The 22,450-nt window shown below is 65.6% G+C and carries 22 protein-coding genes; 16 read left to right on the top strand and 6 right to left on the bottom strand.

Annotation, left to right across the window (positions count from 1 at the left end):
• Nucleotides 1–13: 13 nt before the first annotated feature.
• Nucleotides 14–904, top strand: a complete 891-nt coding sequence (phaZ, locus tag HB681_RS23115) for a poly(3-hydroxyalkanoate) depolymerase (protein ID WP_256735068.1) — start codon at nt 14–16, stop codon at nt 902–904.
• Between the two features lie 81 nt (nt 905–985).
• Here phaZ and HB681_RS23110 read toward each other — a convergent pair whose 3' ends face one another.
• Nucleotides 986–3,943, bottom strand: coding sequence for a DNA topoisomerase III (locus HB681_RS23110; protein WP_213957212.1), 2,958 nt, complete (start codon nt 3,941–3,943; stop codon nt 986–988).
• Between the two features lie 89 nt (nt 3,944–4,032).
• On the opposite strand from HB681_RS23110, the gene HB681_RS23105 reads away from it, so the two are divergent.
• From HB681_RS23105 to HB681_RS38285, 3 genes are read left to right on the top strand one after another with little or no spacing between them, the layout of a single operon-like run.
• Nucleotides 4,033–4,701, top strand: coding sequence for an SET domain-containing protein-lysine N-methyltransferase (locus HB681_RS23105; RefSeq protein ID WP_213957211.1), 669 nt, complete (start codon nt 4,033–4,035; stop codon nt 4,699–4,701).
• A complete protein-coding gene (locus tag HB681_RS23100; RefSeq protein WP_213957210.1) occupies nt 4,698–5,510 on the top strand; it encodes a biotin--[acetyl-CoA-carboxylase] ligase in 813 nt (270 codons plus the stop codon). The genes HB681_RS23105 and HB681_RS23100 overlap by 4 nt, the downstream gene beginning before the upstream one ends.
• The gene (locus tag HB681_RS38285; RefSeq protein WP_256735067.1) at nt 5,507–5,797 is read left to right on the top strand and encodes a hypothetical protein; all 291 of its coding nucleotides are present in this window, start codon (nt 5,507–5,509) and stop codon (nt 5,795–5,797) included. The genes HB681_RS23100 and HB681_RS38285 overlap by 4 nt, the downstream gene beginning before the upstream one ends.
• Nucleotides 5,798–5,961: 164 nt before the next feature.
• Here the strand turns inward: HB681_RS38285 and HB681_RS23090 are convergent, their stop codons facing one another.
• Nucleotides 5,962–7,398: a sensor histidine kinase gene (locus HB681_RS23090; protein ID WP_213957209.1), complete on the bottom strand. Its 1,437-nt coding sequence runs from the start codon at nt 7,396–7,398 to the stop codon at nt 5,962–5,964.
• Between the two features lie 276 nt (nt 7,399–7,674).
• On the opposite strand from HB681_RS23090, the gene HB681_RS23085 reads away from it, so the two are divergent.
• Entirely contained in the window at nt 7,675–8,673 is a 999-nt protein-coding gene (locus tag HB681_RS23085; RefSeq protein ID WP_213957208.1) for a hypothetical protein, read from the top strand.
• 13 nt (nt 8,674–8,686) lie between these two features.
• Here HB681_RS23085 and HB681_RS23080 read toward each other — a convergent pair whose 3' ends face one another.
• Nucleotides 8,687–9,361 carry a response regulator transcription factor gene (locus tag HB681_RS23080; RefSeq protein ID WP_213957207.1) on the bottom strand — a complete coding sequence of 225 codons (675 nt, stop codon included), beginning with the start codon at nt 9,359–9,361 and terminating at the stop codon, nt 8,687–8,689.
• Between the two features lie 83 nt (nt 9,362–9,444).
• On the bottom strand, nt 9,445–9,915 hold the full coding sequence (locus HB681_RS23075) for a MarR family transcriptional regulator (protein ID WP_213957206.1): 471 nt from the start codon (nt 9,913–9,915) through the stop codon (nt 9,445–9,447).
• A 143-nt stretch (nt 9,916–10,058) separates the two neighbouring features.
• Between HB681_RS23075 and recA the strand changes: the two genes are divergently transcribed.
• The 3 genes from recA (at nt 10,059) to HB681_RS23060 (ending at nt 12,433) form a co-directional block, all read left to right on the top strand.
• Nucleotides 10,059–11,168 carry a recombinase RecA gene (gene recA, locus HB681_RS23070; RefSeq protein WP_213957205.1) on the top strand — a complete coding sequence of 370 codons (1,110 nt, stop codon included), beginning with the start codon at nt 10,059–10,061 and terminating at the stop codon, nt 11,166–11,168.
• Between the two features lie 15 nt (nt 11,169–11,183).
• Entirely contained in the window at nt 11,184–11,636 is a 453-nt protein-coding gene (gene recX / locus HB681_RS23065) for a recombination regulator RecX (RefSeq protein ID WP_213957204.1), read from the top strand.
• Nucleotides 11,637–11,746: 110 nt separating this feature from the next.
• Nucleotides 11,747–12,433, top strand: coding sequence for a hypothetical protein (locus HB681_RS23060; protein ID WP_213957203.1), 687 nt, complete (start codon nt 11,747–11,749; stop codon nt 12,431–12,433).
• A gap of 36 nt (nt 12,434–12,469) precedes the next feature.
• On the opposite strand, the gene yiaA is transcribed toward HB681_RS23060, so the two are convergent.
• On the bottom strand, nt 12,470–12,907 hold the full coding sequence (gene yiaA, locus HB681_RS23055; RefSeq protein ID WP_213957202.1) for an inner membrane protein YiaA: 438 nt from the start codon (nt 12,905–12,907) through the stop codon (nt 12,470–12,472).
• 213 nt (nt 12,908–13,120) lie between these two features.
• On the bottom strand, nt 13,121–14,044 hold the full coding sequence (argC, locus tag HB681_RS23050) for an N-acetyl-gamma-glutamyl-phosphate reductase (RefSeq protein ID WP_213957201.1): 924 nt from the start codon (nt 14,042–14,044) through the stop codon (nt 13,121–13,123).
• 174 nt (nt 14,045–14,218) lie between these two features.
• On the opposite strand from argC, the gene sucC reads away from it, so the two are divergent.
• The 8 genes from sucC (at nt 14,219) to HB681_RS38280 (ending at nt 22,424) form a co-directional block, all read left to right on the top strand.
• The gene (gene sucC / locus HB681_RS23045; protein ID WP_213957200.1) at nt 14,219–15,388 is read left to right on the top strand and encodes an ADP-forming succinate--CoA ligase subunit beta; all 1,170 of its coding nucleotides are present in this window, start codon (nt 14,219–14,221) and stop codon (nt 15,386–15,388) included.
• Between the two features lie 9 nt (nt 15,389–15,397).
• Nucleotides 15,398–16,291: a succinate--CoA ligase subunit alpha gene (gene sucD / locus HB681_RS23040; RefSeq protein ID WP_213957199.1), complete on the top strand. Its 894-nt coding sequence runs from the start codon at nt 15,398–15,400 to the stop codon at nt 16,289–16,291.
• A gap of 103 nt (nt 16,292–16,394) precedes the next feature.
• Nucleotides 16,395–17,075 carry a TerC family protein gene (locus HB681_RS23035; RefSeq protein WP_213957198.1) on the top strand — a complete coding sequence of 227 codons (681 nt, stop codon included), beginning with the start codon at nt 16,395–16,397 and terminating at the stop codon, nt 17,073–17,075.
• A 17-nt stretch (nt 17,076–17,092) separates the two neighbouring features.
• The gene (locus tag HB681_RS23030; RefSeq protein WP_213957197.1) at nt 17,093–17,902 is read left to right on the top strand and encodes a Stp1/IreP family PP2C-type Ser/Thr phosphatase; all 810 of its coding nucleotides are present in this window, start codon (nt 17,093–17,095) and stop codon (nt 17,900–17,902) included.
• 80 nt (nt 17,903–17,982) lie between these two features.
• Nucleotides 17,983–18,627, top strand: coding sequence for an FHA domain-containing protein (locus tag HB681_RS23025; RefSeq protein WP_213957196.1), 645 nt, complete (start codon nt 17,983–17,985; stop codon nt 18,625–18,627).
• Between the two features lie 12 nt (nt 18,628–18,639).
• Nucleotides 18,640–20,913, top strand: a complete 2,274-nt coding sequence (locus HB681_RS23020; RefSeq protein ID WP_213957195.1) for an adenylate/guanylate cyclase domain-containing protein — start codon at nt 18,640–18,642, stop codon at nt 20,911–20,913.
• Between the two features lie 26 nt (nt 20,914–20,939).
• Nucleotides 20,940–21,746 carry a 3',5'-cyclic-nucleotide phosphodiesterase gene (locus HB681_RS23015; protein WP_213957194.1) on the top strand — a complete coding sequence of 269 codons (807 nt, stop codon included), beginning with the start codon at nt 20,940–20,942 and terminating at the stop codon, nt 21,744–21,746.
• Nucleotides 21,747–21,962: 216 nt separating this feature from the next.
• The gene (locus HB681_RS38280) at nt 21,963–22,424 is read left to right on the top strand and encodes a pilin (RefSeq protein ID WP_275946414.1); all 462 of its coding nucleotides are present in this window, start codon (nt 21,963–21,965) and stop codon (nt 22,422–22,424) included.
• The last annotated feature ends 26 nt before the right edge of the window (nt 22,425–22,450 follow it).

Below are 22,450 nucleotides of genomic sequence, written 5' to 3'. Positions count from 1 at the left end.
GGCTACATCACTCATGGGCACCGCCAAGAAAACCAGCGTTGCGGTCGCAGCGCCCCAGGATCGGCTCAAGGACGTGCAGTTCGATCCCAAATCGGGGATGTACATCGGCACCCTGACGATCGGCGAACAGCTGCTGCGCGTGGGCATCCGGCCCGGCGCGCGCGTCGGTGGCGCGCTCACAGGCAAGCCGTTGCTGATGTTCAACGGGATCGGCGCCAATCTCGAACTGGTCAGCCCCTTCATCGCCGAACTCGGCGACACCGAGACAGTGATCTTCGACGTGCCCGGCGCCGGCAAGTCGCCAGCGCCCAAGAGTCCCTATCGGCTGTTCACGATGGCGCGCCTCGCGGCGAATGTGCTGGACGAACTGGGCTACGACCAGGTCGACGTGCTGGGCGTGTCATGGGGCGGTGGGCTCGCACAGCAGTTCGCCATCCAGTTTCCGGCGCGCGTGCGCAGGCTGGTGCTCGCGGCGACGACCATGGGCGGGCAAACCATGCTGCCCGGCAAGCCCAGCGTGCTCTGGAAAATGATCAATCCGAAGCGCTACCGGGACAAGGGCTACATGAAGAGCATCGCGCCCGACATCTACGGTGGCTCGTTGCGCGCCGACCCCGATGCCATCAAGCTTTTCACCGACCATGCGCGCGGCGGCGACTCCAAGGGCTATCGCTACCAGCTGCTGGCCATGGCAGCGTGGAGCAGCCTGCCGTTCCTGTGGCGCATCCACCATCCGACGTTGTTGATGGCAGGGAGCGACGATCCGCTGGTGCCGCTGGTCAATGCGCGCCTGCAGGCCTCGCTCATGCGCAATGCAAGACTGCACATCGTGGATGACGGCCACCTGTTCCTGATGAACAAGGCGACCGAGGTGGCACCGGTGGTTCGCGAGTTCCTTCGGTAGCGGCGACCAGGCAGACCCGCAAAGAACAACGGGCCCCGATCAGCGCGATCGGGGCCCGTTTGCCTTGTGCGCCCTGGCGCGTCAGTCGGCCGACAGGTGCTTGCCGACGATGCCGGCCAGTTCGAACATCGTCACCTGGTCCTTGCCGAACACCGGCTTCAGCTTGGCATCGGCATTGATCGCGCGCTTGTTGGCCGCATCCTGCAGGCCGTTGGCCTTGATGTAGTCCCAGAGCTTCTTGATGACCTCGGTGCGCGCCACCGGTTCGGCGCCGATCACGGCGGCCAGCTCGCTGCTGGGCTTGAGGCCGGCGCCGGTCTTGCGCGGAGCCTTGGGCGCGGCGGCACTCTTGGCAGCGGCCTTCTTTGCTGCAGGCGCCTTCTTCGCGGCGGCGGTCTTTGCCGAGGCCGCCGTCTTCGCGGGCGCGGCCTTGCCGAAGGTCTTGCGGGGCGGGAACTTGCTGGCGCGCGGCTCGAACTCGAAGGTCACCTTGCCTTCATCCTTGTTCCAGGCGAGGAAGGCCTTGAACGCGCGGCGGGTGCGCATCGACACGAACTTGTCGAGCAGGTCCGTCTTGCCGGTGGCCAGCAGCTTCTTGACCTGCTCATGGTCGACCGGTTGCTGCAGGATGATCTTCCCGCTCTTGAAGGTGCAGCTCGGCGTCGGCTGTTCATTGGTCGGCACCGACTTCTCGCACACGTAGTTGCTGCCGGATTCGAACACCCTGGCCGCGCAGATCGGGCACGGCCCCAGCGAGGCTTGGCCGCTGAAGTCGATGATCTCGCCGCTGTCCTCGTTCTTGTCGTCGCCGAAGTCGAACTCCAGCTTCCAGTTGCTGGTCTCTTCATCGAACTTGATGATGATCTCCGACGTGAAGGGCCAGCCCGCCTTGGAGCGGAAGCCTTCCAGCGGGCCGATGTGCTTGTCGCGCAGCAAGGCCTCCGCCTCGGCCACTTCGAAAGTGCGGCCGGCCGGCGACTTGCCGAAGGAGAAGCCGCAGGCGTCCTCGCCGGTGCCGCTCTTGCCGGTGCAGGCGTAGCGGCGGTAGTTTTCCTTCACGATGCCGCCGCAGTTGGGGCAGGGCGCCTGCAGCGTGGCGTAGTCGCCGGGAACGGTGTCGCGGTCGTACTCCTTCGCCTTCTTGACGATGTGCTCCGTCATCTTGGCGATCTCGCGCATGAACGAGTCGCGGCTGAGCTTGCCGTGCTCCATCTGCGCGAGCTTGAACTCCCACTCGCCGGTGAGTTCGGCGCGCGAGAGTTCTTCCACGCCCAGGCCGCGCAGCAGCGTCATGAGCTGGAAGGCCTTGGCCGTCGGGATCAGCTCGCGGCCTTCGCGCAGCATGTACTTCTCGGCGATCAGGCCTTCGATGGTGGCCGCGCGCGTGGCGGGCGTGCCGAGACCCTTCTCCTGCATCGCTTCGCGCAATTCGTCGTCGTCGATGAGCTTGCCCGCGCCTTCCATCGCGCCGAGCAAGGTGGCTTCGGAGTAGCGCGCCGGCGGACGCGTTTTCAGGCCCTTCATGTCGGCGGACTCGGTCTTGACGATCTCGCCCGGCTTCACCGGCACGAGGTTCTTGCCGTCCTTCTCGTCGTCGTCCGATACGGCTTCCTTGCCGTAGATGGCGAGCCAGCCCGGCTTGACCAGCACCTTGCCGTCGCTGCGGAACGGGTACTTCTTGCCGTTGGTCTCGACCGTGCTGATGCGCGTGGTCACCTGGTACTCGGCGCTCGGGAAGAACACCGACAGGAAGCGCCGCACGACGAAGTCGTACAGCCGCTGCTCCGCTTCGCTCAGGCCGCTGGGCGCCTGCAGCGTGGGGATGATGGCGAAGTGATCCGACACCTTGGCGTTGTCGAAGATGCGCTTGTTGGGCTTGACGTAGTTGCCGTCGACCGCCTGCTTCGCGAAGGGCGCCAGGTGCTTCATGCCGCTGTTGGCGAGCATCTTCATGGTGTCCTTCACCACCGGCAGGTAGTCCTCGGGCAGCGCGCGCGAATCGGTCCGCGGATAGGTCAGCGCCTTGTGGCGTTCATACAGGCTCTGGGCCAGTGCGAGCGTGGTCTTGGCGCTGTAGCCGAAGCGGCTGTTGGCCTCGCGTTGCAGCGACGTCAGGTCGAACAGCATCGGCGAGGCAGACGTCGTCGGCTTGCTTTCCTCGGTGACGGTGGCGGGCTTGCCGCGCGATGCATCGGCGATCTCGCGCGCCTCGCGTTCATTCCAGACGCGGTCGGCGCGTTGCTCGGCATCCGGCTCGCCGTTCGCGAGCAGGGGTGCGTTGGCCTTCTTCCAGTCGGGGTTGAACCACTTGCCGGGGTACTGGCCGGCTTCGGCCGCGAAGCTCGCGTGGATCTCCCAGTAGTCGCGCGAGACGAACTTGCGGATCTGCTCCTCGCGCTCCACCACCACCGACAGCGTCGGCGTCTGCACGCGGCCCACGGTCGTCAGGAAGAAGCCGCCATCGCGCGAGTTGAAGGCCGTCATGGCCCGTGTGCCGTTGATGCCCACCAGCCAGTCGGCCTCGGAGCGCGAACGCGCGGCGTCGGCCAGGCCCTGCATCTGCTTTTCGGTGCGCAGCGAGTCGAAGCCATCGCGGATGGCCTGCGGCGTCATCGACTGCAACCAGAGGCGCCGCACCGGCTTGCCCAGCGGCTTGGCGCCGCCCGCGTATTGCTCGATCAGGCGGAAGATCAGCTCGCCCTCGCGGCCCGCGTCGCAGGCGTTGATGAGTTGCGTCACGTCCTTGCGCTTGGCCTGCCGGACCACGGCGTTGAGCCGGGTCTTGGTCTTGTCGACGGGCTTCAGGTCGAAGTGCGGCGGAATCACCGGCAGGTTGGCAAAACTCCATTTGCCGCGCTTCACGTCGAACTCCTCGGGCGCCTGGATCTCCACCAGGTGGCCCACCGCGCTTGTCACGACGTAGTGTTCGTTTTCGAAGTGCTCGTCGTGCTTGTCGAACTTGCCGGCCGTAGGCGTGAGCGCGCGAACGATGTCCTGCGCCACCGACGGTTTTTCTGCAATCACCAGAGTCTTGGTCATCTTTTCTCTCTATCTACAATCTGCCGCTTCTCGCGTGTGTACGCGCGCGCACGCATACGTGTGCATATTCAAACTAACAGACTTCGGCGATGCCTTCCAAATCCCCTTTGAACTCAGGTCGTCGCATCCAGACGCGCCGCTCCGAAGTGCACGGCAACGGTGTTTTTGCCATGCAGGACATTGCCGAGGGCGAGACGATCGTCGAATACAAGGGCGAGGTGATCAGCTGGAAGGAAGCCCTGCGCCGTCATCCGCATGACCCGGCGCAGCCGAACCATACCTTTTACTTCCATATCGACGACAAGCATGTCATCGACGGTAAGGTCAACGGCAATGCCGCCCGCTGGATCAATCATGCCTGCGCGCCGAACTGCGAGGCCGACGAGCAGGAGGGCCGCATCTTCATCAAGGCGCTGCGCGACATCGCCGCCGGCGAGGAACTCAACTACGACTACGGCCTGATCATCGACGAGGAGTACACGCCCGAACTGCTGGCCGAGTACCCGTGCTGGTGCGGCGCCGAGACCTGCCGGGGCACCCTGCTGTCGCCCAAGGGCGATGACGATGGGGCCAAGGCGGAGCCGGTCCGGAAGAAGAAAAAGAAGAAGGTGGAAAAGGTCGCGAAGGCTGGCAAGGGCGAGAAGGCGGACAAGGTCGAGAAGCTGGAGAAGAAGGCCAAGGCCGCCAAGCCGAAGAAGCAGGACGGGAAGGCCGGGAAGTCGGACAGGAAGTCCGGCAAGAAGGCCGACAAGCCATGACCCCTGCCTGGCCGGTCACCGAACTGCGCGCCGCGCTCGGCGCGCTGGTGGCTGGCATGACGGTCGAGTGGGTGCCCGAGATCGACTCGACCAACACCGAGCTCATGCGCCGCGCACGTGCGGGGGATGCGGCGCCGGTGCTGCTGGTGGCCGAGCGCCAGACCGCGGGCCGCGGCCGCCTTGGACGGCCCTGGCAGAGCGCCAGCGATGCCGGGCCGGGCACGCTCGACGAATCGCTGACTTTTTCGCTCGGACTGCCGCTGGCGCCGGCCGACTGGTCGGGCCTGTCGCTGGCCGTCGGCGCAAGCGTGGCCGACAGCCTCGATCCGGAGGGCGCGCAGATTCGCCTCAAGTGGCCCAACGACCTGTGGACGGCGCAAGACCGCAAGCTCGGCGGCATCCTCATCGAGACCGCCATGCCGCACGGCGGCGAGGCGCAGCGCTTCGTGGTCATCGGCATCGGCCTCAACATCGGACCGCGCCCGGCCGAGGGCTTGAACACGGCGCCGGCCTGGCTTCGGGAATTCCGCGCCGATGCGACCGCACCGCAGGCCCTGGCCGCCATCGCGGCGCCACTGGTGCGCGACGTGTTGCGCTTCGCCGCGCAGGGATTCGCGCCCTTCACACAGGCCTTCGCCGCGCGCGACGCGTTGCACGGGCGAGAGCTGAGCCTGAGCGACGGCACCATCGGCGCCTGCGAGGGCGTCGGCGCGGGCGGTGAATTGCTCGTGCGCACGTCGGCCGGCTTGCAGTCGATCACCAGCTCGGAGGTCAGCGTGCGCCCCAAGGCGGGCGAGGTGCGAGGATGAAGCGGGCGCGCCTGCTGCTGATGGCGCTGGTCGCGCTCAACCTCCTGTACTTCGCCTGGACCCAGGGCGGGCTCGCGATGTTCGGTGCTGCGCCGGCGTCGCTGTCGGAGCGCGAGCCGCAGCGAATGGCGCAGCAGGTCCGGCCGGAGGCATTGCAGATTCGCAAGGAGTCGGACGTCGTTGCACCCGTGCCGGCCGCCGCGGCATCGCCGTCCGAGCCGGCGCCAGCACCTCCGACTTCGCCGAACGCGCCGTCCACATCCAGCGCCGATCACGAAGGCCTCTGACGCCGCCGGGTTCCCCCGCGCGAGGCCGGATGCGCCTTCAAGAGAATCGAGCGTGGCACTGCTGGACGGACGCCGACAGACCGGCTTGTGCTCGCAAGTCGATGTGGCTCTGCCATCTCGATTTGATGCCCCTCGGGGGCGGGCCGGGCGCAGCCCCCGCGGGCTCAGTAATTCGTCTGAAAGCGCACGCTGAACAACGCCCCGCGCGGCTGCCTCCCCGGCCGCGCATCGCCCAGCTCCACCGTGGCGTTGTGCTGGCGCGCGATCTCCAGCACGATGGGCAGGCCCAGCCCCGAACCGTCGGCCTCGTTGCCGAGCACGCGGTAGAAGGGCTGGAACACCAGTTCGCGCTCGTGCACGGCAATGCCCGGCCCCGAGTCTTCCACTTGCAGCAGCGTCACCCGCCCGAAGGGGTCCGCCAGCACCCGCGCGGTGATCACGCCGGGCCGCTCGCTCGATGACGGCGTGTAGTTGATGGCGTTGTCGATCAGGTTGCGCACCAGTTCCTTCAGCAAGGTCGGGTTGCCGTGGATCATCACCCCCGCCGTGCCGGCTTCCACGCCGTCGTAGCCGAGGTCGATGCGCCGCTCGATCGCACGCGGCACCGCTTCGCGCACCACCTCGATGGTGATCCGCGCCAGGTCGCAGCCTTGCCGGGCCACCGCGCCGCCGCCGCCTTCGGCACGGGCCAGCGCCAGCAGCTGGTTCACCGTGTGCGTGGCCCGGATGCTGGAGCGGCCGATCTGCTTGAGCGACTGCTTCAGGTCTTCCGCGCTTGCACCTTCGCGCTGCGCCAGGTCGGCTTGCATGCGCAGCCCGGCCAGCGGCGTCTTCAACTGGTGCGCCGCGTCGGCCAGGAAGCGGCGCTGCGTCGCGATGGTTTCGTTCAGCCGCGTCAGCAGCCCGTTGACCGAGGCCACCAGCGGCGCCACCTCGACCGGCACCGCGCTGTCGTCGAGCGGGCTCAGGTCGTCGGACTTGCGCTCGCGGATGCGGTCTTCCAGCTCCGACAGCGGCTTGATGCCGCGCACCAGCGCCAGCCAGATCAGCAGGATCGCCAGCGGCAGGATCGCGAATTGCGGCAGCAGCACGCCCTTGATGATCTCCGTGGCCAGCACCTCCTGCTTGCGCCGCGTCTCCGCCACCTGCACCAGCACCAGGCCGGCGCCGGGCAGGCGCGGCTGGACCCAGGTGTAGGCCACGCGCACCGTCTCGTCGCGCATCCGGTCCTCGCGGATCAGCACGCGCTCGCTCGATGGCGACTCGTCGTCCGGCGGCGGCGGCAGGTCGGCGTCGCCGCCGAGCAGTTCGCCTTCGGCCCCTCGCACCTGGTAGTAGACATGGTCGGTGTCGTCGGCCCGCATGATGTCGCGCGACGGCTGCGGCAGGTAGAACTGCACGCGCTCCCCCTGCACCGTGACCAGCGTGCCCAGCGTCTGGACGTTGTATTCGAGCGCACGGTCGAACGGCCGGTTGGCGATGCCCTGCGCCACCAGCCAGGTCACGCTGATGCTCACCGGCACCAGCAGCAGGAGCGGCGTGAGCATCCAGTCCAGGATCTCGCCGAACAGCGAGCGCTGGCCGCGATTGAAGAATCTCAAGTGACGTTTTCCTCAGACATGAAACGGATTGTCAATTGTGAGGAAGTTTCCGCCTGCGACGCGGAAGGCGCCGATGGCCGCGCGATGGATCGAAAACTATCGTCGGTGCTTCTGTTCAGCCATCCGAAACGTCAGGGAGAAATCCAATTGAATATTGAATCGTCGCGCCTGCGCGCAAAGCCTTTGTTCACCGCCGCGGCCGCCGCCGCCTTGTGCGCCGCGTTGACCGCTTGTGGCGGTGGAGGTGGGGGTGGGAGTGGAGGCGGGTTCCTCCCCATGGCCACAGGGACAACGACGCCCGCCGCCGCCTCGCCCGAAGGGCAATCGGGCCCGACGACGGCCACGTCAACGCCTGACGGCGCAACCCCAGCCGCAACGCCAACGCAAGCGCTCGCGGTCACGCCAGCGCAAACCGGCACGCCTGCGACTGTGCCGGGCTCTGTGCCACCTGCGCCCGCGGCGCCGACACCTCCTGCGCCCGCACCCGCACCCGCACCCGCACCCACGATTCCAGCGCCCGATCGCTATGACCCTGTGGCGGGCAGCGAGCCCGCACCGTCCCTCGTCGCGCCGCAGCCCGGCTCGACGGCCGAGGTCGGCGTCAATGGCGAAGGCATCTACGAAGACATGTGGGGCTTCACGCTGGTCGGCGCGCAGGGGTCGCTGGTGCGCCGCGGCCTCCTCGATTGGACCTGGGGCTCCATCAGCGTCACCGGTGGCTCGAACTGGGTGTTCAACGGCGACACGCGCTCGCTCGGGTTCATTGACGAACCGGTCATCACGGGCTCCGGCACATTCAGCGCGAAGGCCTCGATGGATGGCAGCTACGCGAGGGACGGCCGCTCATCCCAGGCCTGGGGGCCGCTGAAGTACAGCAACGCCAATGCGCTGGCCGTGAGCCAGCAAAGCGTCGCGGGCAAATGGGGCGTCAGCGAATCGAATGTCACTGTCTCGATCAAGATCGACGAGAAGGGCGTGCTGACCGGGACGACCGGCGGCTCGGAATTCGGGACCTGCAAGCTCTGGGGCACGCTGCTGCAGTCGGAGCCGAAGACCGCGAAGAACATGTACGACCTGACATTGAACACGGCCAATGCGGCGACAGGCACACAGAAGGCGTGCGAACTGGACACCGCCGGAGACTACGCCGGCCCGAGCGCAATCTACTTGACCGGGGCCGGCGACTACGTCGGGAATGGCTATTTCCGCTCGCTGGTCATGATCGCCAAGTCGCCCCGCTACGTCATGACGATGTATCTGGACAAGCAGCAGTAAGGCGGCTTCCAGGCTACGCCTGGATCTTCTCCAGGCAGTAGCCCAGCCCGCGCACCGTCGCGATGCGGATCGGGCCCTTCTCGATCTTCTTGCGCAGGCGGTGGATGTAGACCTCGATCGCGTTGAGGCTCACCTCCTCGCCCCATTCGCACAGCCGCTCCACCAACTGGTCCTTGCTGACCAGCCGGCCGGCGCGCTGCAGCAGCACTTCGAGCAGGCCCAGTTCGCGCGCCGACAGCTCGATCATCCGCCCGTCGATGGTCGCCACGCGGCCGGCCTGGTCGTACACCAGCGGGCCGTGCCGGATCGCGTTGCTGGTGCCGCCCATGCCGCGGCGCGTGAGCGCGCGAACCCGCGCCTCCAGCTCCTGCAGGGAGAACGGCTTGGCCATGTAGTCATCGGCGCCGTAGTCCAGCCCCTTGACGCGCTCCTCCACGCTGTCGGCGGCGGTCAGCACCAACACCGGCAGCGAGGAGCCGCGGGCGCGCAGCCGCTTCAGGATTTCCAGGCCGTGCAGGTTGGGCAGGCCGAGGTCGAGGATGAGCAGGTCGAATTCGCTGTTGGTCATCAGCGCGGCATCGGCCTGCGAGCCGGTGGCCACGTGGTCGACCGCCGCGCCCGAGGTGCGCAAGCTGCGCAGCAAGGCATCGGCCAGGACCTGGTCATCTTCGGCAATCAGGATTCGCATGGGTGGTGTCCCCGTTGGTGTGGTGTCCCTGCGATTTAGCTCTATCGAGCGCCGATTCTAGAAGTGCGTCCATGGCCTTTCGCTCAGGTTGCATAGGCCTCCAGCCCGATCGTCACCACCGTCGCCACCTCGTCGCCCACGCTGGCGCGGAACTCCTGCTCCGCCTGCGCCACGGCGCGCCGGAAGGCATCGAGCCAGGCCAGCCCGTCGTTGGTGAACTCCACGCGCCGCGCCCGCGCATCGAGCGGGTCGGGCCCGCGCGTCACGATGCCCCAGGCCTCGCATTGGTCGACCAGCGTGCCCATCGCCTGCTTGGTCATGCCGGCGCGCTCGGCCAGTTCGGTCAGGCGCGAGCCGTTGCGCGCCAAGTGCCGCGTGATGTGGATGTGGGCGGCGCTGACCTGCTGGCGCGCGGCGAGGTTCGACAACGCCAGGGGCACGTCGATGTCGTGCGCCATCAGCGCCAGCACGCGCTCGTCGAAGCGGCGCATCGCGTGGCCGAGCAGGCGGCCCAGGTGGGTCTGCCGCCAGTCGTCTTCGGGGTCCGTGGTCATCGTGCATATGGTAAAGCAAACTGACTAAAAATCGACTTTACGGATTTATACAGCCGCATACACTACTGTTCAAGCATCCAGCCTGTTATCAAACACAGATGCGAAAACCAAACACAAACCGTTGATATTCAAGGAGATTTTTCATGGACGCACTCGTCAAGGGCACCAGCATCTCGGTCCCGAACAGCGAAAAGGCCAAGGCACTGCAGGCCGCGCTGGCGCAGATCGAAAAGCAGTTCGGCAAGGGCACGATCATGCGGCTGGGCGAAGGCGAGGCGCTGGAAGACATCCAGGTGGTCTCCACCGGTTCGCTGGGCCTGGACATCGCGCTGGGCGTCGGCGGTCTGCCGCGCGGCCGCGTCATCGAGATCTACGGCCCTGAATCCTCGGGCAAGACCACGCTCACGCTGCAGGTCATCGCCGAGATGCAACGTCAGGCCGGCACCTGCGCCTTCGTCGATGCCGAACACGCGCTCGACGTGCAGTACGCCCAGAAGCTCGGCGTGAACCTGTCCGACCTGCTCATCAGCCAGCCCGACACCGGCGAGCAAGCCCTTGAAATCGTCGACTCGCTGGTGCGTTCCGGCGCCGTCGACCTGATCGTGGTCGACTCGGTCGCCGCGCTCACGCCCAAGGCCGAAATCGAAGGCGAAATGGGCGACTCCCTGCCCGGCCTGCAGGCCCGCCTGATGAGCCAGGCGCTGCGCAAGCTCACCGCCACGATCAAGAAGACCAACTGCATGGTCATCTTCATCAACCAGATCCGCATGAAGATCGGCGTGATGTTCGGCTCGCCCGAAACCACCACCGGCGGCAACGCGCTGAAGTTCTACGCCTCGGTGCGGCTGGACATTCGCCGCATCGGCACCATCAAGAAGGGCGACGAAGCCATCGGCAACGAGACCAAGGTCAAGGTGGTGAAGAACAAGGTCTCGCCCCCCTTCAAGACGGCCGAGTTCGACATCCTGTTCGGCGAAGGCATCAGCCGCGAGGGCGAGATCATCGACATGGGCGTCACGGCAAAGATCGTCGACAAGTCCGGCGCCTGGTACGCCTACAACGGCGAGAAGATCGGCCAGGGCCGCGACAACGCGCGCGAGTTCCTGCGCGAGAACCCGGAGCTGTCGCGCGAGATCGAGAACAAGGTGCGCGAATCGCTGGGCATTCCGCTGCTGGCCGCCGATGCGGGTGCGCCCGAAGCGCCCGTGGCCAAGCCCGTGAAGGCTGAGAAGGCCGACAAGGCCGAGAAGTAAGCGACACGCCAGCCGATGGCATTTGGAGCCCCTTCCCTCAAAGGCCGCGCGCTGCGCCTGCTGAGCCAACGAGAGCATTCGCGCGCGGAGTTGGAACGCAAGCTCGCGCGCCATGAGGAAGAGCCCGGCTCGCTGGGCCGGGCGCTCGACGAACTCGCCGCGAAAGACTTCATCAGCGAGGCGCGCGTGGTCCAGTCCGTGCTGAACCAACGTGCCTCGCGCGTCGGCGCCGCGCGCGTCCGGCAGGAGCTGGCGCACAAGGGCATTGCTCCGGAGGCCATCGCCGAGGCTGTGGCCAGCCTGCGCGAGACCGAATTGCCCCGTGCCCTGGAAGTCTGGCGCCGCCGCTTCGGCGTGCCGCCAGCGGATGCCGCCGAGCGCGCCCGGCAGGTGCGCTTCCTGCTGGCCCGCGGCTTCTCGGCCGACGTGGTCACGAAGACGCTGAAAACGAACGCGGACATCAATTAAACGCGCCCGTGGCGGGCGTGGACTGGCATGATTCGAAGGCGCGGCGCAGACCGCAATCCAGGGAGGAATTCTTGCCATCGAATGCTTCAACGCCGGCTTCGCCGTCTCTCATGCGCACCGGCTTCAAGGCCGGCGCGGCTTTCGCGAGTTCAGTCGTCGTGGGCGGACTCCTGGCCCTGCTGCTCGGCGGCGGCGCATTCGCGTGGTACCTCGGCCGCTTCGATGGACCGGGCATGTCGGCAGCCCATGCGGGCGGCGTCGGCGCCGTGCTGGCAATGCTGGCCTCACCGCCCTTGCTGGTGGCCATGTTGCTGATGCTGTACGTCCCGCTCTACCTGATGATCGGCGTGAAGCAAGGCCATGCACGGGCGCTGCAGCAGGTGGTCAGGGCCCACGGCGAGACCCTCTCTCAGCGACTGGCCTCTGCCATCGCGGGCCGCATCGAGGCCATGCCCCGCACGTACGGCGCATTGCAGCGTGTACCGGAATGGCTCACCGTGGAAACCTTGAGCCGGCAACTCGCGCCGGTCCTCGGGGAGAGCAAGGCGCTGTCCAGGGCCATCGGCTTCGTGCTTGCGCGGCTGCCGCTGTCGGACATGGTGGCGCATTGGCAGCAGACTCAGGGTGAATTCGGTGCGGCAGCGGCAGGCGCCGAAGACCCCGCCTTGCGCACCATGCTCAACCAGCGCATCGGCGATGCGCTTCAGGATGCGGCCACGCCCTCCCGCACGATCTGGTGGATTGCCGTCGCCGCGCACGCGGCGCTGGCGGCCGTGGGTTTCTATCTCACGCGCTGAGACCCGCGCAGCGGGCGTCCGGCTTTCGCAGGCCGCTCAGGCCACGTCGGGCTCGTCCGCCAAGCCGGGCGTGTCGCTCTTGTGCGCAGCCATGTCACGCACGTTCTTCTGCACGGCGACCGCACCGAACAGCGCGAGCAGGAACGCCATGCCATAGAAGCCCTTCTCGCTCCCCGCCAGCGTGGCATTGAAGAGGCCCACGGCCAACAGCGCCACCGACAGCAACAGCGAGACCCAGCATAGGCTGTAGTAGATGTTGGTGACCGGAATGCCCTCGAGCCGGTCGCGCACCGACTTCTGCAGGGACACGGCGGAGAACAGGCCGTACATCAGGATGGTGAAGTAGTAGCCCTTCTCATTGAGTTGCATGGAGGCGTTCCACAACCCGATGAGGAAGACGATCGCGCCGACGAACAGTGCGGCCCAGGATGCGGCCACGAACGCGCCGGTGGGCTTCTGGAATTTGGCGGCCATGTTCAGCGCTCCTCTTGTTTGGATCGCCGGATGATAGCCACATTTGCACGCCCGGAACCGCGGAAATGCGCGCCACAATTGCACGCATTGCTATCGAATCTGTAGCGTCGGACAAAGGGTCGAGCCGGTCTTGCGTCGTGCCTGGGAATCCCTCCTGCTTCGGCATTGCCCGAGGTGTCAAGGCGGGTAGCCCCGCCAGCGCAGCGACGAAGCTCAGAGCCCCAGCATCAATTCGAGGTTCTGCACCGCCGCACCGCTCGCGCCCTTGCCCAGGTTGTCGAGCCGCGCGATGACGACCGCGTGGCGGTGGTCTTCGTTCGGGAACACGCGGATCTCGAGTTCGTTGGTGTCGTTGAGCGCCAACGGATCGATCTTGCCGCTGTCGGTGGGCGGAAGCACCTTCACGTATCGGGCCGGCGTGTTGCTGCTGGCATAGTGCGCCGCGAGCGCATCGTGCAGGTCGCCGGCCTTCGGCTTGCCTGGCAGTTGGTCCAGGTCCAATGGCAACTGCACCAGCATGCCCTGTTTGAAGTTGCCGACCGAGGGGATGAAGACGGGGCGGTGCGTGAGCCCTGTGTACTTCATGATCTCGGGGATGTGCTTGTGCTTGAGGCCGAGCGCATAGGTCTCGAACGCCGGCGCCGCACCCGACTCGTAGGCCTCGATCATGGTCCGGCCGCCGCCCGAGAAGCCGCTGACCGATGGCAGGGCAATCGGCTGGTCGGCACGCAGCAGTCCGGCGTCGATCAGCGGACGCACGATGGCGATGGCGCCGGTGGCGTAGCAGCCCGGGTTGGCCACGCGGTCGGCCTTGGCCACCGCTTCCCAGTGGCCGGCCACCAGTTCGGGGAAACCGAAGGTCCACGCCGGGTTCACGCGATGCGCCGTCGACGCGTCGATGATCTTCGGCTTCTTGCCGCTCAACTGATCGATCAACGCCACCGACTCGATGGCCGCGTCGTCGTGCAGGCAGAGCATCACCAGGTCGACCCCGGCCATCAGCTCTCGCTTGGCGTTCACGTCCTTGCGCAATGCGGGATCGATGCTCACCACCTCGATGCCGGGCATCGTGGCGAGACGTTCGCGGATTTGCAGGCCGGTGGTGCCGGCTTCGCCGTCGATGAAGACCTTGACCATGGAGTTCTTTTTGCGCTGGAGTAACTACGTATTGACCGCAAGCAGATGCCTGCGGTTGGTGCAGCGCACCATGATACATTCCCCGGTTGTTCGCCGGCCAGTCTTGCAGCGCACGTGGCCCTCGGACAACATCCCCATCTCCCGTCCCAACCTCCTCTTCCGAGAGACATCCTCATGAAGATTCACGAATACCAAGGCAAGGAAATCCTTGCCAAGTTTGGTGTGCCGGTGCCGCGTGGCATTCCGGCATACACGGTGCAGGAGGCGGTCGAGGCCGCCCAGAAGCTCGGCGGCCCGGTGTGGGTAGTCAAGGCCCAGATCCACGCGGGTGGCCGCGGCAAGGGCGGCGGCGTCAAGGTCGCCAAGAGCATCGACGACGTCAAGCGCCTGGCCGGCGAGATTCTCGGCATGCAACTCGTCACGCACCAGACCGGCCCCGAAGGCCAGAAGGTCCGCCGCCTCTACATCGAGGACGGCGCCGACATCAACAAGGAATACTACGTGTCGGCCGTGACCGACCGCGCCACGCAGAAGGTCGCGTTCATCGCCTCCAGCGAAGGCGGCATGGACATCGAGGCCGTCGCGCACGACACGCCCGAGAAGATCATCACCGTCTTGGCCGACCCCAAGGTCGGCCTGACCGACGCGCAAGCGAAGGAAATCTCAGACGGCATCGGCATGCCGGCCGATTCCACCGCGCAGACCGTCGACATCCTCAAGAAGCTCTACGCCTGCTACATGGAGACGGATGCCTCGCTGGTCGAGATCAACCCGCTCAACCGTGACAGCAAGGGCAAGGTCATGGCGCTGGACGCCAAGTTCAACTTCGACAGCAACGCGCTGTTCCGCCATCCCGAGATCGTCGCCCTGCGCGACCTCGACGAAGAGGATGCGGCAGAAGTCGAAGCCAGCAAGTTCGACCTGGCCTACATCTCTCTCGACGGCAACATCGGTTGCCTGGTGAACGGCGCCGGCCTGGCCATGGCCACCATGGACACCATCAAGCTCTTCGGCGGCGAACCGGCCAACTTCCTCGACGTGGGCGGCGGCGCCACCCCCGAGAAGGTCACCGAAGCCTTCAAGATCATGCTGAAGAACAAGAACGTGGAAGCCATCCTCGTGAACATCTTCGGCGGCATCATGAAGTGCGACACCATCGCCACCGGCGTGATCGCAGCCTGCAAGGCGGTGAACCTGCAAGTGCCGCTGGTCGTGCGCATGAAGGGCACCAACGAAGTCGAAGGCAAGAAGCTGCTGGCTGATTCGGGCCTGCCGATCATCAGCGCCGACACCATGGCGGAAGCGGCCCAGAAGGTCGTCGCAGCAGTCAAAGCCAAGGCCTAAGGAACAAGCATGTCGATCTACATCAACAAAGACACCAAGGTCATCACCCAGGGCATCACCGGCAAGACCGGCCAGTTCCACACGGAGAAGTGCCAGGAATACGCGAACGGCAAGAACTGCTTCGTCGCGGGCGTGAACCCGAAGAAGGCCGGCGAATCGATCTTCAACATCCCGATCTTCGGCTCGGTCAAGGAAGCCGCATCGCAGACCGGCGCCACCGTGTCGGTGATCTACGTGCCGCCTCCGGGCGCCGCCGCAGCCATCTGGGAAGCCGTCGAGGCTGACCTCGACATGGCGATCTGCATCACCGAAGGCATCCCGGTGCGCGACATGCTCGAAGTGCGCAACAGGATGAAGGCCAAGGAAGCGGCCGGCGGCAAGAAGACCTTGCTGCTCGGCCCGAACTGCCCCGGCCTGATCACGCCCGACGAAATCAAGATCGGCATCATGCCGGGCCACATCCACCGCAAGGGCCGCATCGGCGTGGTCTCGCGCTCGGGCACGCTGACGTATGAAGCGGTGGCGCAGCTGACGGAAATCGGCCTCGGCCAGTCGACAGCGGTCGGCATCGGCGGCGACCCGATCAACGGCCTGAAGCACATCGACGTGATGAAAGCCTTCAACGACGACCCCGACACCGACGCCGTCATCATGATCGGCGAAATCGGCGGCCCGGACGAAGCCGACGCCGCGCGCTGGTGCAAGGACAACATGAAGAAGCCGATCGTCGGCTTCATCGCAGGCGTCACCGCGCCTCCGGGCAAGCGCATGGGCCACGCCGGCGCGCTGATCTCGGGCGGCGCCGACACGGCCGATGCCAAGCTGGCGATCATGGAAGAGTGCGGGTTCACCGTGACGCGCAACTTCTCGGAATTGGGCAAACTGCTGAAATCACGTTTGTAAATTCGCGCTTGGCAAAACAACTGCCTGCATCTGGAAAAAGGCGCCCGCAACGTTGGTTGCCGGCGCTTTTTTGGTTCCAGACATAGGGCTCGGAGCACGATGGATGGAATTCCTTTATTCGACTGATTTCTGGTTGGGCCTGATGAAGATCGTCTGGATCAACATCATCCTTTCCGGTGACAACGCGGTGGTCATCGCGCTGGCTGCGCGCTCACTGCCGCCGCAACAGCAAAAGAAAGCCGTGATGTTCGGCTCCGGGGCAGCCGTGGTGCTACGCATCGTGCTGACAGTCGTTGCCGCCAAGTTGTTGGCGCTGCCCTACCTGCAGATCGCTGGCGGCCTGCTCTTGCTCTGGATCGGCGTGCAACTGCTCAGCGACGACGAGCAAGACGAGGGCGAGGGCAAGGAATACGGAACCCTGGCCGCCGCGATCCGCACAATCCTCATTGCCGACCTGGTGATGAGCCTCGACAACGTCATTGCCGTGGCGGCCGCTGCAAGCGGCGACATGGTGTTGCTGATCCTGGGCCTGGCGATCAGCATTCCGCTGGTGATCTTCGGCAGCACGTTGATGATCAAGGTGATGGAGCGCTTCCCGATCATCGTGATGCTGGGTGCCGCGCTGATCGGTTGGGTGGGTGGCGAGACGATCGTGGAAGACGTTTCGCTGCATGACGTACTGGCGGTGAATCCGTGGCTGCATTACGCTGCTGCAGCGGCAGGGGCGGCCATCGTGGTGGCCATCGGTCGCTCCATGCAGCAGCGCGCCCACGCGGCGACTTGACACGAAAGACCTCGCACATGGCAATCACCGGCGCCGCATATTCCCCTGGAGCCGTGTCCTTGCCTTGGGATTTCGCGGCGCTGACGGATTCCGGGCGGGTGCGGGCGAACAACGAAGACGCCATCGCCTTCGACCCTGCGCTCGGCCTGGCCATCCTGGCCGACGGCATGGGGGGCTACAACGGCGGCGAGGTGGCGAGCGGCATGGCCATCGCGCTGCTGCAGGCGAGCTTCGGGCGCTGGCTGGCCCATGCCGGTCCCCGGGCCCATGCGCGCGCGGTCCGGCGTGCGTTGCAGGCCGGCGTGGACGAGGCCAACGACGCCATCCTGGAAGCGGGCGTTGCAAATTTGCAACTCCAGGGCATGGGGACAACCCTTGTCGTGGCCGCGTTCGGGCCGCATCGCGTGATCGTCGGCCACATTGGCGACTCGCGTTGTTACAGGTTGCGGGCGGGCGTTCTGGAACAGTTGACGCGCGACCACTCTCTCCTGCAGGAACAGATGGACTCGGGCGCCATCACGGCGGCGCAAGCGGCGCTGTCGCCGCACCGCAATCTGGTCACTCGCGCACTGGGCATCGAGCGCCACGTCGACCTGGAAATGCACGAACACAGTGTGCGCCCGGGCGACCTGTACCTGTTATGTTCGGACGGACTGAGTGAAATGGTTCTCGAAGAGCAGCTTTTCACGCTTTTGTTACAAGATATCGAATTGTCAGAAAAGGCAACGCTTTTGGTTGCAATTGCAAACGAGAATGGCGGCCGGGACAACATATCTGTAGTTCTTGCTCGCGCCGGCAACATTTCTGCACCCGATGCCTCAGCTTGAATGGCAATGCGTGCGGAGACGGGGCTGGCGAGCATCTTGCTGATACTTAAAACGTTCGTACTGAGATCCAGGAGTCGGCCATGCCGAAATTGATCGTTTCGATCGACGGAGTCGTGATCAAGGAAGTCACGCTTGCCAAGGACCGCACCACGCTCGGTCGGCGGCCCTACAACGACATCGTGATCGACAATCTGGCGATCAGCGGAGAGCATGCCGTTCTGCACATGATCGGCAGCGATGTCTATCTTGAAGATCTCAACAGCACCAACGGCACCTACATCAACGCCCGCGCCATCAAGAAGCAGGCGCTGGAGCACAACGACGTCATCGAAGTCGGCAAGTACAAGATCCGGTACCTGGCGACCAGCGCCGCGTCCGAACACGCCATGCCGGTGCGCACCGCGGTTGCGTCGGCGCCCATTCCGCTGTCCACCGCCCCCACTGAAATCGCGCCGCTCGTGCCCGCGAGTGGCATCGCGGTCATCCGCGTGCTCTCCGGCGCCGGGGCCGGCCGCGAACTCTCGCTGCAAAAAGTCGTCACCACCATCGGCAAGCCGGGCGTCGCGGTGGCCGCGGTCACGCGTCGGTTGCAGGGCTACGTGGTGGCGCCGATCGATGGCGGCACCGTGCTCAATGGCGAACCACTCGGCACCGATGCCGTGGCGCTGCAGGACGGCGACGTGCTCGAACTCGGCGGTACCCGGATGCAGTTCGTCCACACCTGATCCCGTCGCGCGATGGCTGCGCTGCTGAAACACTGGCAGCGCATCCTGATCACGCTGGTGCCGGTGGCACTGGTGCTGACCCATGCCGTGGTGATGCCGCGGCGCCCTTTCATCGACAGCCTCGACCGCTTCGTCTACGACTGGCGCCTGCGCGCCACGATGCCGCAGACGCTCGACCCGCGCATCGTCATCGTCGACATCGACGACGCCAGCATCCAGGCGATCGGGCAATGGCCGTGGAGCCGCAACCAGCTGGCGCGCCTCACCCAGGAACTGGTGGGCCGGCAACAGGCGGCGGTGCTCGGCTTCGACGTGGTGTTCGCGGAGGTCGACGAGAGCTCCGGGCTTGCGAACCTGCGCGCGCTGTCGCGCGGCCCGCTGCAGCACGACGTGGCGCTGGCAAAGGAACTGGTGCGGCTCGAAGAGTCGCTGGACTACGACGGCAGTTTCGCGCGCGCAATCCAGGGGCGCCCGGTGGCGCTCGGGTACTACTTCACGCAAGGCGCGAAGCCGCTCTCCAAGGGAACGCTGCCGCCACCGCTGCTTGCCCTGACCGCTTTTCCGCCGCACGGCGCCTATGCGCCGGAATGGAATGGCTATGGCGGCAATATCGACGTGCTCGCGCATGCGGCCAGCACCGCGGGTTTCATCAATGCGGACCTGGGATCGGCCAGCGACGGCCTGCTGCGCGCCGCGCCCCTGATCGCCCGGTATGAAGGCGGCGCGGCGCCGGCCGGGTACTACGAATCGCTCGGCCTCGCGATCTTCCGGCTGGCGTCGGGCATGCAGACCGTGACGCCGACCTTTGCATCCTTTCCGCTGCGCGAAGACGCCGACCGGCCACCCCTGCAGGCGCTGGTGCTCGGCAACGGCCAGAACGCATTGCGCGTGCCGGTCGACCAGCGCGCACGCATGCTGATCCCGTACCGCGGCCCCGGCGGTGCGCTGGGGGGATCATTCCGGTATGTCCCGGCCATGGCGGTGCTGGCGGGCGAGCTTGCGGCGGCTGAGCTCCGGGGCAAGATCGTGCTTGTGGGCACCACGGCGCCCGGGTTGCAGGATCTGCGCGCCACGCCAACGAGCGCCACCTTTCCGGGCGTGGAAGTGCACGCCAATGTCTTGTCGGCCCTGATGGACCGCCGCCTGCTCGTCGTGCCGGACTATGCGCTGGGCTACGAGATCGTCGTCGTCCTTGTTGCCGGGCTCATCCTCGCGGTGGGTCTTTCCTTGCTGCGGATGTCTCGCGCGGTGGGCCTTGTCCTGGCCACATTCGCGGCCGTCGTGGCGCTGAACGCATGGCTTTTCGCGTCAGCCGGGCTCGTCCTGCCGATCGCATCGGCGCTGCTGATGATGGCCACGGCCTTTGCGGTCAACATGGGTTGGGGCTACTTCGTGGAAGAGCGCGGCCGGCGCGGGCTGGCCAACCTGTTCGGCACCTACGTGCCGCCGCAGCTCGTCGAGAAGATGCTCGAGCACCCGGCGCAATACAGCATGCGCGCGGAGAGCAAGGAACTCACCGTGATGTTCTGCGACATGCGCGGATTCACCAATCTTTCGGAGCAGCTCCCGCCGCAGGAACTGCAGGAGTTCCTCAACACTGTCTTCAACCGCCTCACGCAGGTCATCAGCCGGTACGGCGGCACGGTGGACAAGTACATGGGCGACTGCGTCATGGCCTTCTGGGGTGCGCCGGTGGACGCGCCGAACCATGCGGGGCTGGCGGTGCAGGCGGCCGTCGACATGGCCGCTGCGATCCGTGAACTCAGCGAACAGAATCGCCAGGCCGGCCGGGCGCAAGTCAGCGTGGGCATCGGCATCAACACCGGCGTGATGAGCGTCGGCGACATGGGTTCCGCGGTGCGGCGCAGCTACACCGTGGTCGGCGATGCGGTGAACCTGGCGTCGCGCCTCGAAGGCCTCGGTGCCACCTACGGCGCGACCGTCGTGGCCAGCGAAGCCACGATGCGGTCGACCCCCGCCTACGCATGGCAGGAACTGGACCGCGTGCGCGTCAAGGGCCGGCAGCAGGCCGTCACCATCTACGCCCCGGTCGGCCGAGCGACGGACTTGGGCGCGGAAGAGGCCAGCCAACTCCGCCTGTGGGCCAGGATGTTGGCGGCGTACCAAACGCAGCAGCCCGACGAAGCGCAGACAGCGCTGGGCACGCTGTTGGCAGGGGATGCCAAAAAAGTCCTTTACCGGTTGTATGCGGAACGTTTAGCCTCAATGAAGTTGCGGCCCTTTGACCCGGAGTGGGACGGCGCAACCCGGTTCGATTCCAAGTAGCGTTCAAGAGAAGAGGCGGCTGCAATATGCAGGTGCGAGTGTTGGGGTGCTCAGGCGCCATTGCCAAGGACTGCCGGACGACCTCGTTCCTGATCGACAACGATCTCCTGGTCGACGCCGGTACCGGTGTGGGCGACCTCTCCCTCGAGGAAATGGCGAGCATCGACGACGTGGTGCTGACGCATTCGCACCTCGACCACATTGCCTCCCTGCCCCTGATGCTCGACACCGTGGCGAGCCTGCGCACCAAGCCGCTACGGGTGCATGCGCTGCGCGCGACCATCGAGGCGCTGCGCGCCCATGTATTCAACAACGTGATCTGGCCCGACTTCGCCAGCATCCCCAGTACCGAATCGCCCTTCGTCACCTTTCACCCCGTGACGATCGGGCAGACCTTGCAACTGGGTACCAGCCTGCCGAAGCACATCGAGGTCTTGCCGGCCGTGCATACCGTGCCTGCCTGCGGCTACGCGGTGCGCTGCGCCAATGGGACGAGCCATTGGGTTTTCAGTGGGGACACCGAACGCAACGAGCCCTTCTGGCGTCGCGTGAACGAGCTTGACGTGGGCGTGCTGGTGATTGAAACGGCGTTCAGCAATCGCGAGCAGGCATTGGCGCGGCGCAGCCTGCACCTGTCGCCTGCGACGCTGGCGCATGAGTTGGCGCAGATCGGCGCCGGGAAGAACTACCCGATCTACATCACCCACACCAAGCCGGCCGAGACGGAAGAGATCATGAGCCAGATCGGGGCGCTGGCCGAAGGGTGGAAGGCGGAGGGGGTGGAGGCGCGGGATATCCGGTGGTTGAAGGCGGCTGCGGTGCTGACGCTGTGAGCTGAGCCGAAGGACGCATTTGGGTCAATTGACAAAAATTGTCACTTGGGGGCCGATGGGAGCGGCAAGTTATGTCAGGTGTTGTAGGCGGAATGTGAACAAATCCGCGAACGTGTTGCTCTGCAAAGCGAACGCTGCCATTGGCACAGATGCTGCAGTTGAAACTCCGCTCTGGGGAAATTTCCCGGGCTCTCTCAACCTACCTGGAGTTTGTCGATGAACCGTCGTTCCATTGCTCGCCGCGCACAAGCCGGCTTTACCCTTATCGAATTGATGATCGTTGTTGCGATCATCGGTATTCTGGCTGCGGTTGCATTGCCCGCATACCAAGATTACACCGTCCGCGGCCGAGTTTCAGAGGCGATGATTGCTGCCTCGTCTCTAAAAGCCACAGTGGGTGAGAACGTAGCAAATAATGGTGGCATTATTGCTGCAGGCGCGTGCAAAGGCTTCACTGACAATACGACCGCCACAGAAAATGTCACCAGTGTGAAGTGTGCCGACACCAGCGGCGTCGTTACGATTGTCACAACCGCAAAGGCCGGCACCGTCACCTTGACACTGACCCCCGTTGTAAACGCGGCCGGCACGATTGTGTGGACGTGCTTGGGCGACAAGGACAAGTATGTGCCATCGCAATGCCGTTCAGCAGTGGCCGCTCCTGCTGCCGCCGGTTAACACCGAAGGCATTAAAAAAAGGGCAC

This window comes from Variovorax sp. dw_954, assembly GCF_018449755.1.
Classification (GTDB): domain Bacteria; phylum Pseudomonadota; class Gammaproteobacteria; order Burkholderiales; family Burkholderiaceae_C; genus Variovorax.
Note: the sequence above shows the minus strand (reverse complement) of the source record. Positions and strands in the feature narration are given on the sequence as shown.